The sequence below is a fragment of the Wolbachia endosymbiont (group B) of Apotomis betuletana genome, from assembly GCF_947250475.1.
GTDB lineage: Bacteria > Pseudomonadota > Alphaproteobacteria > Rickettsiales > Anaplasmataceae > Wolbachia.
The window spans coordinates 591,664-604,727 of the sequence record NZ_OX366320.1; the positions used below are offsets into that span (position 1 = coordinate 591,664).

The 13,064-nt window shown below is 34.2% G+C and carries 12 protein-coding genes, 2 other RNA genes and 3 pseudogenes; 2 read left to right on the forward strand and 15 right to left on the reverse strand.

The annotated features are described in order from the left end of the window. Window positions 1-43: 43 nt before the first annotated feature. Entirely contained in the window at window positions 44-820 is a 777-nt protein-coding gene (locus tag OOK82_RS02630; RefSeq protein WP_010406361.1) for an enoyl-ACP reductase FabI, read from the reverse strand. Between the two features lie 291 nt (window positions 821-1,111). Here OOK82_RS02630 and OOK82_RS02635 point away from each other — a divergent pair. After that, a pseudogene (locus tag OOK82_RS02635) lies at window positions 1,112-1,739 on the forward strand (IS6 family transposase). A 212-nt stretch (window positions 1,740-1,951) separates the two neighbouring features. Here OOK82_RS02635 and OOK82_RS02640 read toward each other — a convergent pair. The 13 genes and pseudogenes from OOK82_RS02640 to OOK82_RS02700 all read right to left on the reverse strand — a co-directional run bounded on the left by OOK82_RS02640 (window position 1,952) and on the right by OOK82_RS02700 (window position 10,625). Next, entirely contained in the window at window positions 1,952-2,380 is a 429-nt protein-coding gene (locus tag OOK82_RS02640) for a ClpXP protease specificity-enhancing factor SspB (protein WP_007302665.1), read from the reverse strand. Between the two features lie 16 nt (window positions 2,381-2,396). Continuing rightward, window positions 2,397-2,732: a transfer-messenger RNA gene (ssrA, locus tag OOK82_RS02645) on the reverse strand. Window positions 2,733-3,015: 283 nt separating this feature from the next. Further along, complete coding sequence (locus tag OOK82_RS02650) at window positions 3,016-3,168, reverse strand: hypothetical protein (protein WP_264704413.1); 153 nt, start codon at window positions 3,166-3,168, stop codon at window positions 3,016-3,018. A 16-nt stretch (window positions 3,169-3,184) separates the two neighbouring features. Then, window positions 3,185-3,520, reverse strand: a transfer-messenger RNA (tmRNA) gene (gene ssrA / locus OOK82_RS02655). A 448-nt stretch (window positions 3,521-3,968) separates the two neighbouring features. Continuing rightward, window positions 3,969-4,982 carry an Obg family GTPase CgtA gene (gene cgtA / locus OOK82_RS02660; RefSeq protein WP_264704414.1) on the reverse strand — a complete coding sequence of 338 codons (1,014 nt, stop codon included), beginning with the start codon at window positions 4,980-4,982 and terminating at the stop codon, window positions 3,969-3,971. After that, window positions 4,970-6,244, reverse strand: a complete 1,275-nt coding sequence (gene eno / locus OOK82_RS02665; protein WP_264337087.1) for a phosphopyruvate hydratase — start codon at window positions 6,242-6,244, stop codon at window positions 4,970-4,972. The genes cgtA and eno overlap by 13 nt, the downstream gene beginning before the upstream one ends. Then, window positions 6,241-6,543, reverse strand: coding sequence for a WPE palindromic element domain-containing protein (locus OOK82_RS02670; RefSeq protein WP_264687165.1), 303 nt, complete (start codon window positions 6,541-6,543; stop codon window positions 6,241-6,243). Before OOK82_RS02670 ends, eno begins: the two co-directional genes overlap by 4 nt. Window positions 6,544-6,564: 21 nt before the next feature. Next, window positions 6,565-7,563, reverse strand: coding sequence for a recombinase zinc beta ribbon domain-containing protein (locus tag OOK82_RS02675; protein ID WP_179945640.1), 999 nt, complete (start codon window positions 7,561-7,563; stop codon window positions 6,565-6,567). A 9-nt stretch (window positions 7,564-7,572) separates the two neighbouring features. Continuing rightward, the gene (locus tag OOK82_RS02680) at window positions 7,573-8,184 is read right to left on the reverse strand and encodes an SURF1 family protein (RefSeq protein WP_052264983.1); all 612 of its coding nucleotides are present in this window, start codon (window positions 8,182-8,184) and stop codon (window positions 7,573-7,575) included. 1 nt (window position 8,185) lies between these two features. Continuing rightward, the gene (bfr, locus tag OOK82_RS02685; protein WP_007302660.1) at window positions 8,186-8,662 is read right to left on the reverse strand and encodes a bacterioferritin; all 477 of its coding nucleotides are present in this window, start codon (window positions 8,660-8,662) and stop codon (window positions 8,186-8,188) included. 53 nt (window positions 8,663-8,715) lie between these two features. Beyond that, the gene (locus OOK82_RS02690; protein WP_064085312.1) at window positions 8,716-9,189 is read right to left on the reverse strand and encodes an RDD family protein; all 474 of its coding nucleotides are present in this window, start codon (window positions 9,187-9,189) and stop codon (window positions 8,716-8,718) included. Continuing rightward, window positions 9,189-9,830, reverse strand: coding sequence for an HAD family hydrolase (locus OOK82_RS02695; RefSeq protein ID WP_264704416.1), 642 nt, complete (start codon window positions 9,828-9,830; stop codon window positions 9,189-9,191). The genes OOK82_RS02690 and OOK82_RS02695 overlap by 1 nt, the downstream gene beginning before the upstream one ends. Before the next feature lie 167 nt (window positions 9,831-9,997). Further along, window positions 9,998-10,625, reverse strand: a pseudogene (locus OOK82_RS02700) (IS6 family transposase). 52 nt (window positions 10,626-10,677) lie between these two features. Here OOK82_RS02700 and OOK82_RS02705 point away from each other — a divergent pair. Continuing rightward, window positions 10,678-11,466 (forward strand): annotated as a pseudogene (locus OOK82_RS02705) (Mur ligase domain-containing protein); the annotation flags it as partial. Window positions 11,467-11,890: 424 nt separating this feature from the next. Here OOK82_RS02705 and OOK82_RS02710 read toward each other — a convergent pair. Continuing rightward, window positions 11,891-13,051: a multidrug effflux MFS transporter gene (locus OOK82_RS02710; protein WP_064085443.1), complete on the reverse strand. Its 1,161-nt coding sequence runs from the start codon at window positions 13,049-13,051 to the stop codon at window positions 11,891-11,893. Between the last annotated feature and the right edge of the window lie 13 nt (window positions 13,052-13,064).

The following is a 13,064-nucleotide window of genomic DNA, read 5'->3' on the forward strand; positions in this document are numbered from 1 at the left end:
ATAACAAAAAAACACAGGCTTCACATGCATCTGCAGTACTGTATTAGTCTACTATCTTCATTCCCACAACATTATACCCTGAATCAACATGTAAAATTTCTCCAGTTGTACCACTACTCAGGTCGCTTAATAAGTATAGTGCTGCCTTGCCAACATCTTCTATTGTAACATTGCGTCTAAGTGGAGAATTACTTCTATTCCATTCCGATATGGAGTGAAAGTCACTTATTCCAGAAGATGCCAAAGTTCTGATTGGACCAGCAGAAATTGCATTTACTCTGATGTTCTGTGGTCCGAGATCACATGCTATATATTTTACACTTGCTTCAAGTGCTGCTTTACATAAACCCATCACATTATAATTTGGCATAACTTTTTCAGCACCATAGTAGGATAAAGTAAGTAAACTACCGCCATTTAACATCATTTTTTCCGCTCTTTGCGCTAAAGCAGTAAAAGAATAGCACGATATATGCATTGCATTAATAAAGTTGTTTAGTGAAGTATTGACATATTTACCATTTAGCTCATTTTTATCGGAGAATGCTATTGCATGTACCAAAAAATCAATAGCACCCCACTTCTCCTTTATTTCCTTAAAAGCATTATCTATAGTTTCCTCATTTGAAACATTACAGTGCAATATTAACTCTACATTTAATTCACTTGCTATTGGTAATAATTTCTCTTTTATTGTTTCATTTTGATAAGTGATTGCAAGCTCAGCTCCATGTTCTGAGAGGGTCTGTGCTATACCATATGCTATTGACCTTTTATTTATTATTCCGGTTATTAACCCTTTTTTGCCCTGCAATATCATAGAATTATTTGCCTTTTTTATAATTTGAAATATTAACTAGGCAAAGTCAATTATGTTTTAACTGTAGCTAACGTATAAAAAAGGTTCTGTCGCATCTATAAACCATAGGAAAGAAGATCATTAAAGGTGGGATTATAGGAGTTATGAAGCCATTAACATAGCAAAATTCTCAAAAGTAGAAACATTATTTAATAATTTGTCTTTTTTGAATCATACGAATATTTTCGGTTCTGTCGCATTTGTAGGGAAGTAGAAAGAAGAATGATATAATTGTCTAAAAAAAAAGCAAAGATGTTTCGTATCAATCAAAAATTGTTGCCATATTTCAAAGGATTTAGCTTTTCAGCGGATGTTATCTGTATACATGAAATGTCGATTCTCTTTGAGCTATCGAGATTTGGAAGAAATGATGAGTATAAGGGGAGCAAAATGCTACGTTACAAAGGTGGGTTATCACCACTGATAGATGAGGCAGTAAGGAAAAGAAAGAAGCAGGTTGGTAGTAGTTGGAGAGACTTACATTAAATTAAACGGTAAATGGGTTTATTTATATACTGTAGACTTCCTCTTGTGTGTTAGTAGAGACAAGTCTGCAGCACTTGCATTCTTTCGTAAAGCCTTCAGGAGTAACTATCTTCCTGAGAAAATTGTAATTGATAAAAGCGGCAGTAATACTGCTGCTCTTGATGATTTGAATGCAGAAATTTCTGAAGATTACAGTTCTTCAAATAAAATATCTAAATAATATTGTTGATAGATTTATCAAAAAACTAATAAAGCCAATGCTTGGGTTTAAAAGCTTCCATTCCGCCAAGATTACCATCACAGGCATAGAAAATATTCGTATGATTCAAAAAAGACGAATTATTAAAATAATGTTTCTACTTTTGAGAATTTTGCTATGTTAATGGCTTCATAACTCCTATAATCCCACCTTTAATGATCTTCTTTCCTGTGGTTTATAGATGCGACAGAAACGTTGGTAAACATGAAAGCGCTTTACAACGTTTTTTATGTGAAAGCCAATGTCAGCTACTCAAATGATACCATTTGTTATAAACTCACTTTTACTCTATGGTCTTGTCGATATCCTGAACAGATACAATATTTTTTATTTATAAAATGAAGTAACTACTTATCGTAAAGTTGATCTATAGATATAATACTACCATTTGATGACTTTTCAGCACATTTCTCACTTTCATATTCTTTATCAGAATCAACGCTAAATACTAAAGTATCTCCTGAAATTTTATCATGAAACTCACTAATAGCAAAAAACGGTACAGTGACTTGTTCTTGTTTTCCACGAAAGCTCAAACTAACGCTAAACTTATCTTCAAGAACTTTTAGACCAAAAAATTGATGCTGTAATATAATAAGCATTTGAGTAGGGTATGATTCTTTCAAGTAGTCTGGCATGACAACACCATTAAAGCGCGTAAAAAATACTATTTCTAAGTGAGGAGTAAAAACATTATCTAATATAGTATTCAAAGCCTTTTTGATAACTTGAAATTTAGCATAACTAAGCGACTTCTGATAATCTGTTTTATCCATATAACCCTTACATGTTTGGGGGAACTTCTGTTACCCGGCGTTCCCTAAACCGTGCTTATAGCAATGAAGTTATAGTGCCTAAATTAAGCAGCTAATGCAACATTGTCTTCAGCAGCAAAGTTATCGTTTGCATCTAAATTGTGAACTCTTAGCGGTGGTATCTAACCGAGCAAAGCTACCATCTTTACTATGCATGTCGATCCTTACTCGCCCCCGTATCAATCAAAAAATATGGTGGAGGCGCCGAGTACTGCCCTCGGGTCCAATACACCTATTACAAGGTAATTTTATTACCATAGTACAAAAAATGCACATCTTTATTATACAGTAGTATTGAATAAATGTCAAGTTGTTGAACGTAAAATCGGTTGTAAGCTAAAAAATTAATATAAAAATTACTTCGCCTATTTATCTAATCTTAGTATAATCAAAGTAGAGATATTTTTAGAGCTCAAAATCTATCTTCGTCTGCAGACTTTTTTATCAAATAATCAAACTCAGTAAAGAATGTAGAGTATCTTCTTCAGCGCAAATGGGTGCACACATATGCTTAATCTCTGTCGTATGTGCGTTACATTTTTTCTGTTCTTTATTAATAAATATGGGGGATTCTATGCCTAATTCTTAACAAAAAACTACTCAAATGCTTTTGTAGCTATTGAATTTCTGAGTTCAAGAAAGCAAGAGACAGTATGAGAAATGGCACAAGCCGAAATAGTATTCAAAGCCTTTTTGATAACTTGAAATTTAGCATAACTAAGCGACTTCTGATAATCTGTTTTATCCATATAACCCTTACATGTTTGGGGGAACTTCTGTTACCCGGCGTTCCCTAAACCGTGCTTATAGCAATGAAGTTATAGTGCCTAAATTAAGCAGCTAATGCAACATTGTCTTCAGCAGCAAAGTTATCGTTTGCATCTAAATTGTGAACTCTTAGCGGTGGTATCTAACCGAGCAAAGCTACCATCTTTACTATGCATGTCGATCCTTACTCGCCCCCGTATCAATCAAAAAATATGGTGGAGGCGCCGAGTACTGCCCTCGGGTCCAATACACCTATTACAAGGTAATTTTATTACCATAGTACAAAAAATGCACATCTTTATTATACAGTAGTATTGAATAAATGTCAAGTTGTTGAACGTAAAATCGGTTGTAAGCTAAAAAATTAATATAAAAATTACTTCGCCTATTTATCTAATCTTAGTATAATCAAAGTAGAGATATTTTTAGAGCTCAAAATCTATCTTCGTCTGCAGACTTTTTTATCAAATAATCAAACTCAGTAAAGAATGTAGAGTATCTTCTTCAGCGCAAATGGGTGCACACATATGCTTAATCTCTGTCGTATGTGCGTTACATTTTTTCTGTTCTTTATTAATAAATATGGGGGATTCTATGCCTAATTCTTAACAAAAAACTACTCAAATGCTTTTGTAGCTATTGAATTTCTGAGTTCAAGAAAGCAAGAGACAGTATGAGAAATGGCACAAGCCGAAAAAAAGATAAGTTGTGGAACAAAAAATGCAGACAACTGTGGAAAATTACCCACTGGAATCCAGACTTTGATTGTCAAATAAAAAATTCACATCTTAAAAGGATCATATACATTAATTTCCTTAATTTTCACTTTTTCATTTAATAATCTTAAGATGGGCTGTAAATCATCGTCGATTGATAAGCACAGTACTTCTCTATCAAGATAATTGGCTAAATGATTCTTCTTCTCAAGAATTTCTGTTTCTTCCAATAAGTCACATTTATTTAACACTACAATTTCCTCTTTTTCAACAAGATCGCTATTGTAAAGCTTCAGTTCATTATGCGTACAATTATAAGCTGAAATAATGTCATCGCGCGTTACATCAATTAAATGCAGTAAAATTTTGCACCTTTCTATGTGCTTTAAAAATTTGTGTCCGAGCCCAACTCCAAGATGAGCATCAGCGATTATTCCAGGAATATCTGCTATTACAATTTCGCTATAATCCACTTTTGCTACACCTAAATGTGGTCTTATAGTAGTAAATTCATAATCGCCTACTTTCGTATCAGAATTCGAGCAGCGGGTTAAAAATTTAGATTTACCTACATTTGGCATACCAATAATGCCAACATCAGATAAAACTTTTAGCTTCAATATTATATTTCTTTCTTCGCCAGGCTGACCATGGGTAAAATGTCTTGGTGCCCTATTGGTAGCAGATTTAAAGTTAGTATTTCCAAGCCCACCTTTTCCACCTTGCACTACTTGAAATTCGATGTCGGGTTTATCAAGATCTACTATCACTTCCTCACTTTCTTCATCGATTATTTGTGTACCAACTGGAACTTTAAGTATAATATCTTTTCCTGCTGTGCCAGATCTATCTCTACTCGTACCACTTTTTCCATTACTCGCTTTAATGTGTCTTCGACAACGAAAATTAAGCAAAGTGTTGAGATTTGCATCACTGATGAAAATTATGTCTCCTCCCCTGCCCCCATTACCACCGTTTGGGCCACCAAATTCAACGAATTTTTCTCGACGAAAACTAGCGCAGCCATCGCCACCATCACCTGCTTTTAAATATAATTTAACTTCATCTATGAAATCCATGCCAACCCACGATAATATTTAGCATTTTCTCCTAATGAACTTTCTATTCTCATCAATTCATTATACTTTGCAAGCCTATCAGAACGCGACAGCGAGCCAGTCTTTATTTGCCCACAATTCGACGCAACTGATATGTGGGATATCGTTGTGTCTTCTGTTTCACCTGAGCGATGTGAAATAATAGCCCTGTAGCCATTTAATTTTGCCATTTCAATAGCAGCAAAAGTTTCCGTAAGTGTTCCTATCTGGTTTGGCTTGATTAGTACAGCATTTGCCATTTTCTCCTCTATTCCTTTACTTATTAGTTTACAATTTGTAACAAATAAATCATCTCCAACCAATTGAACTTTATTCCCAAGTTTTACAGTAAGTAATTTCCAACCTTCATAGTCGTCTTCATTCATTGCATCTTCTATAGAAATTATTGGATATTTGCCTACAAGGTCAAAATAATACTGAACCAATTCCTCTGAAGTGAGTTCTCTGTTTTCAAATTTATAAACTCCATCTTCATAAAAAGTAGATGCAGCAACATCAAGACCCAGTGCAAAGTGATTTTTCATCGAATAACCGGCAGATTCAACAGCCTGAATTATCAAATTAAGAGCTTCTTCAGTGCTTCCAATGTTTGGTGCAAAACCACCTTCATCTCCTACGTTTGTACTATAACCTTTTTTCTTAAGAATGCTGCGCAAGTTATGAAATACCTCTGCAGATATTCTTATTGCTTCACTGAAAGTTTCAGCACCAACAGGAAGAATCATAAATTCTTGAAAATCGAGTTTATTATCCGCATGTACTCCACCATTAATGACGTTAATTAGCGGAACTGGCATCTGCTTCTCCCCTACGCCCAAATATTTATATAACGGTGTTTTGAAACTGTTTGCTGCTGCTTTTGCAACAGCAAGAGACACACCCAAAGTTGCATTTGCTCCAAGTTTAGATTTATTTTTTGTTCCATCTAGTTCAATTAAAACTTTATCAATTGCACTCTGGTTTGCTGCATCCATGCCAATGATTTTATTTGCTATCACTTCACTCACAGATTGAACAGCTTTCAGCACTCCTTTACCACAATACCTTTTTTCATCTTGATCTCTCAGCTCCAATGCTTCTAGTTTACCGGTCGAAGCCCCAGAAGGGACAGCGGCTCTACCTGTTGCTCCATCACATAGTTCTATTTCTACCTCAATTGTTGGGTAACCCCTGCTATCTAAAATTTCTCTTGCAAATACACTGCTAATTGTCTTTTTCATCATGCTAAACCTCTACTAGATTCACAATTGTGTGCACGTTCGGGAAATGTCACCCCAGCGCTGTAACATTCCAGTGTACGAACATTGCAATATACAGGTAATTTGAGTAGCGGATGGTCAGTGCTTGACACTGGAATCCAGTTTTTATTATACAGCCACTTATTTAAAGTTAAGTCTTCTGGATCCCAGTGTCTGGGCACTGGGATGACACCATTCTTAATGGAAGCTATCCCCATATCGCAATGTCTGTACAGTTGTTTGCCTAGACACTGGGATCCAGTTTTACTACACAATTTTATCATATAAATCACCAATGCTTAAGTTTATTTTACTAGCAGCAGCTTTGCAGTTTCTTTCGCTAGTTTAGCTATATTACTACCAGCACCAATAAATAATACTACATCTCCTGAACTTGTCGAATTACTAATAAAATGTGAAATGAGTAAAGCATCATTCATAATCTTCACATCATTAAACCCATTACTGATCAAGGCTTTTTGTATATCATCAATTCCACAGCCAGGAATAGGCTTATCTTCTGGAGGATGGACAGGAGTGAGAATTACATAATCAAACATCATGAAAATTCGTACGAACTCATCAAAAAAATTACGAACACGAGCAAAACGAAGCGGCTCGATAATTCCTGTTACCTTTCCTTTAGTGGTCAAACGTGCTGCTGCCAGGGTTGCTTGTATTTCATTTGGATGATGAGCATAGTCCTCAATTAACTTAACACCTTTAATATCGGCAATTAAAGAAAATCTCCTTGCTACTCCTTTAAATTCCAAAAGACCTTTTTTAATCTCTTCATCACTAATTCCAAGTTTCACTGCAACTGATATTGCAGCCAGGGCATTGCTAACTTTATGCATTCCTATTGCATTTGATAGCACTACATTCTTTATAATTCTGGTACAAGGTTGAATATCTTCTTTTTGTCTTTCGAGAGCGAGTTCTTTTAATCGAAACACTATATGTACATTATCATCATCAATTTCAATGCGTTGAACTAATTTTCTAATTATATTAAGTTTAGTCTCCCAATCTGCCTCTGATAAATCACACTTTTCCTTCGTTATGTGCTCTCTTACCATCTTAACTTCTTCCCATACTACCTCTTCTAGTATATCCGCGCGTATTGATTTGCTGTTACATTCACCAAAACGTTTTCCAGGACAACGATAGTAACTTCTTCCTCCCTTAGCATTACTCATTCCATAATAAACGGATTTGCAACACTGACATATCACTAACCCTTGTAATAAGTATTTTCTTCCACTTTGTTGCATTTTTTCTATTTGTAGCTTTTCTTTTTCCACACTGTATCTCTACGACTTATATATATTTTGCCTATAGTAAAATACGCACATAATGAGCCAAATCAAGGAAAGTGCAAACCAAGTAATTGCGTATTCAAGATGCTTTATTGGCTGTATAGTCAATTTGCCACCAAAATTATCTTGCCACAATATACATTTCTCTAGCTTAATACCTAGATCATTGGAGATTTCTTCTGTACTTAAGGTAAACCATGTATTTGAAGCAATATCATTTTTGATAAACCAATTTTTGCTACCATCACAATACAAAACGCCATCAGCAGCTACTTTTTCAATTTTTGCTTTTTCTTCTTTTTTTTCTCTGACTATTCCTTTATTTATTAACATGTAATGTCCATTGATAAGCAACATAGGAGACAGCACATGATAGCCACGTTGACCTGCGAAAACATATAGTTCTATATCACTTAAAATTCCGTCGATTTTAACGTTTCTGTAGTTAAACTTTGAAAGATTATCACTAGGCAGTAGATGAATAACTGGAAGATCCATATTTTTGATAATATTATTCTTCCAGCTCAATCTAAATAACTGCCATAACCCGAGTGAAAAAAGAAGTAAAAAAGGTATAATGAAAATAAATACTGTTTTTCTTAACACTCTATATTTGTGTTCTCAAGTAATTTTCAATACCCATAAGCTCAATAAGGTCAATCTGTTCTTTGATCCAATGTAAGTGCTCTTCCTCATTTTTCAGTAGTCCTTCTAATAACATTACACTCACGAAATCCTTTTCTTTTTCAGCAACGGAAATTGCCTCTTTGATGCCCTTAATACCTTCTTCTTCTAAGTTAGAATTATCTTCTAAGATTTTCTGCATTGTATCTTTTGTGAACTTTCCTTCATACTTTGAGATTTTATTTGTATCTTGAAAATTTGGCATGCCCTTAAGCAGTAAAATTCTTTCTGCTAGCCTATTTGCATGCTCAAGTTCTTCATTAAGCTCGTTTTTCATCTTTTCTGCAAGTTTATTAATTCCGCTATCTTTAAGAATCGCAAAATGCAAAAGATACTGGCGTACAGAAGTCAGCTCATTTGTAAGTAATTTATTTAAATGTTCTACTATTTCTTTATTCATAACCTTTCTTTAGCTAATATACCAATGTAATCTACATAACAATCAAGGCAACATCAATTCATTTTTCTCACAACAATCGTATCAAATAGCACATCATGAAATGCCTGTTTCCTCTGAGAGAAGCAAGCAACTAAATACCAACTGAAGGTAAGCATCACTATAATCACTTCTAGTGTACTTAAAGCATTTACTGATGTTTGAAAAAGTTTGATAAAGGTGATAATTGAATTATTTAGCATAGGAAGAAAAAACTGAGAGATAGTGCGATCAAATGCTAAGCTCAAACCTATTTTAGAACTATCTAAAGTGATAGTATATATATTCATTAACTGTTGACCAGGAGTTGCTTGAGCTGTTGAAGATATAAAATATGTAAAGTAGCCACAATTTATACACATGTATGACAGGTGTAAAATTAATGGAAAATCCCCTAATGACAACACAATTAGTAAGGTTGGAATTAATAAAATTGCTACATCTATTAAATATGCGCAAAAGCGCCTGTGTACACTAGCGATCTCTGTCATTACCACCTATCTTTCAAATACTTTACTATGAATTCTGTAAGTTTATTAAAATGTTGAAAATATAACAAATCTTCATAACCTCTTATTGATTGTCCGTATACAATAGGTAAGAAATTTGCATTTTGTGCACATAGAATGTCTGTGATGCTGTCACCAACAAAAAACACATTTTCTCTATTTACAGGTAGCGTACTCTCCTCTAGTGCAAATAGCAGTGGAGTTGCAGATGGCTTATCTTCTGCAGTATCACATGATCCAACTATTCTTTCAAAGTAAGAATCTAGTTTAAAGTAGGCAACTTCTTGACGTAAATTAGTATTTTTCTTATTGCTAACTATCGCTAGGTAAATATTGTGGCTTTTCAGTGTCTGCAGCATTTTCTCTACTCCTTCATTCAGAGTAATATTTTGTAACAATGCATTATCTAGGTATTTTTGATATATCTGATTCGCTTTTTTCCACTGATCACCAAACAAATTGACCATGTAGCTCTTTCTTGATTCATGAGAATTTCTATCAACAACTTTACTGCCAGATCCCATCAAATCTAAAGTATGCTTAATGGCATTAGAAATATTACCTTGAGTATCAACTAAGGTATTATCCCAATCGAATACTACCGCTAATCGGCTATTTTTCATTTTTATATTGTGACGTATTTTAAACTAATAAGTAAATAATATTTTGATGATAAAGCTTCTATGTTAATCATTTTTACATAGTAACCTAATACACTGGTTATATTATATGGTTCTGTCGCATCTATAAACCACAGGAAAGAAGATCATTAAAGGTGGGATTATAGGAGTTATGAAGCCATTAACATAGCAAAATTCTCAAAAGTAGAAACATTATTTTAATAATTCGTCTTTTTTGAATCATACGAATATTTTCTATGCCTGTGATGGTAATCTTGGCGGAATGGAAGCTTTTAAACCCAAGCATTGGCTTTATTAGTTTTTTGATAAATCTATCAACAATATTATTTAGATATTTTATTTGAAGAACTGTAATCTTCAGAAATTTCTGCATTCAAATCATCAAGAGCAGCAGTATTACTGCCGCTTTTATCAATTACAATTTTCTCAGGAAGATAGTTACTCCTGAAGGCTTTACGAAAGAATGCAAGTGCTGCAGACTTGTCTCTACTAACACACAAGAGGAAGTCTACAGTATATAAATAAACCCATTTACCGTTTAATTTAATGTAAGTCTCTCCAACTACTACCAACCTGCTTCTTTCTTTTCCTTACTGCCTCATCTATCAGTGGTGATAACCCACCTTTGTAACGTAGCATTTTGCTCCCCTTATACTCATCATTTCTTCCAAATCTCGATAGCTCAAAGAGAATCGACATTTCATGTATACAGATAACATCCGCTGAAAAGCTAAATCCTTTGAAATATGGCAACAATTTTTGATTGATACGAAACATCTTTGCTTTTTTTTTAGACAATTATATCATTCTTCTTTCTACTTCCCTACAAATGCGACAGAACCCTAAAAAAGAAGTAATACATATAATCGGTATAGGTGGAATTGGAATGAGCGCAATTGCTGAAATTCTTCATAATTCCAGTTATAAAATTCAAGGCAGTGATACGCGATCAAACGACAATATAGATAGGTTACAAAAATTAGGTATAGAGGTCTATATTGGTCACGATGCAAGTAGTATTAGACAAGCTCAAATAGTTGTACATTCTTCCGCAATAAAACCTGATAATGTGGAGCTAGTTGCAGCAAGAAATAACAATAAAACAGTTTTGCATAGGTCAGACATGCTGGCTAAAATTATGAAAGGTAAATATGTGATAGCGGTTTCTGGTTCAAGTGGCAAGACAACAACAACAGCTATGATTGCTTCCATTTTTGATCATTCTGGTACTGATGCTACTGTAATTGTGGGAGGAGTATTAAACTCCTATCAGAGTAATTCAAAACTTGGCAAGAGTGACATTTTTTTAATCGAGGCTGATGAGTCTGATGGAACTATGTTAAAAATTCCTGCAAATATTGCTGTTGTAACAAGTATTAATGACGACCATATAGACCATTACGGTACATTTAACGAAATCAAAAATGCATTTTCTCGATTTGTAAACAACGCGGATTTTGCGGTTTTACCTGATTCTGCAAGCGTCAATTATGATGAGAATAATTCTATAACGTTTGGGTTTGGGAATGATAAGATTAGAGCCAGCAACGTCAAACAACACAATAATAGCATAGAATTTGATGTATTGATTAGTATAAACGAAAATAACTGGATTCCATTGTCAACTACTCAAATAGTTGATAGGGATGGGATAAAAGCAGCTCTTGATTCGTCACTTCAATGCTTGAAACGGGACTCTCGTTTCAATGTTGAACAAAATACTATAGAACTCAAGAAGACAATCCCTAGAAAATCTCTACATCCCAAAAAAAGTAAATCGTACTAATGCTATTTGAACGAACTAGCGCAAAAGTAAGCTAAATTTTTTAAGGTACAAAAATAGCAAGAAACAGTTGTTTGAAAAAATTTGGAATTTGATTGGATTGCTGAAATTTGGCTCTCAAACTTTAGACGCATGAGCAAGATAATACTCTTTAACTAATATAGATTAGGTGATTTGGAAGAGATACATCTAGAGCAGCTGGCAAAGTTACAATACATATTACCGCAATAACTAGAAATGAGAAGGATCTATATGGTGATTATAGATTTTTCCAGATCTTGAAAACAATAAATAGACAGTAAATTAGAACTACTGCAAAAAAAACAAGAATAGCTACACTGGTTGCTTGACCATCGTAAACGTAGCTTGTTAAGCCGATAAAAATAGCCATGATAGAAGCTCTAATAAATGAAATTGCAGAAGAAGTTGTGCCTTTCATTTCAGGGAAAATATTTAATGATGCATTGAAAATGACTGCTTGACAAATTCCACAGCCAATACAAAAAATAGCCATAGACAGCGTTACTAAGTAGTAAGCACTGGGCATGATTATACTGAATATTAAAAGTGATAGGGATCCAATAGCAATTACGCCTGTACCGGAAATTACACACCAAATTGCTCCAAGTTTCTTTAAGATCTTACTGGAAAACAGGCTAATAAGTGAGAAGGACCCAACTATTGCACCTTGATGTAGCGCATAAATAGTGCTAGATAAACCAAAAGTCTTCATATACAGAAAAGGTCCACAAGTGATGAATGACATATAAGCCGCAGAAAAAAGGCTCTGTGCCAAAGACAACACCATAAATTTTGAACTTGATAATAATTTTTTATAGTCTTTCATCATTTTTTTTAGACTAAAAATATCACGGTCCTTTTTTGTTTCTGGTAACAGAAAAAGCAGCAAAACCCAAGAGATGAAACAAAGTATTGCAACAGTTGCATAGTTGCCACGCCACCCAACAATTTTGTTGATGAAACTGCCTAATACTGGTGCAATTGCTATGAGAACTGTGAGAATAGAATTCATGATTCCAATAAATTTTACTGCTTCGTTGCCTTTATAGCTGTCTGCAATAATTGCAAACACAACTACAGATGTGCTAACACCAATGCCTTGAATAAAGCGAGAGATTAAAAGCCAAGAAACTGACAGCGCAAAAACACAGCCAACAGCACCGATGAGTAGCAAAGTGTTGCCTATGATCATCATCCTTCTTCTGCCATAGCATTCAGACAATGGACCAAAAAATAACCCTCCTATGCAAACGCCTAAAAAATTATAAGCAATAGTTAATTGAATTGTGCCTTCCGGTACGTTAAAATAGCGTACTATATCAGGAAAACTAGGTACAGAAATATCAATTTCAATGAACTTAGCAATTAGAGATAGAATTAATAAAAACGGTAGTAACACTTAAAATCTTTAA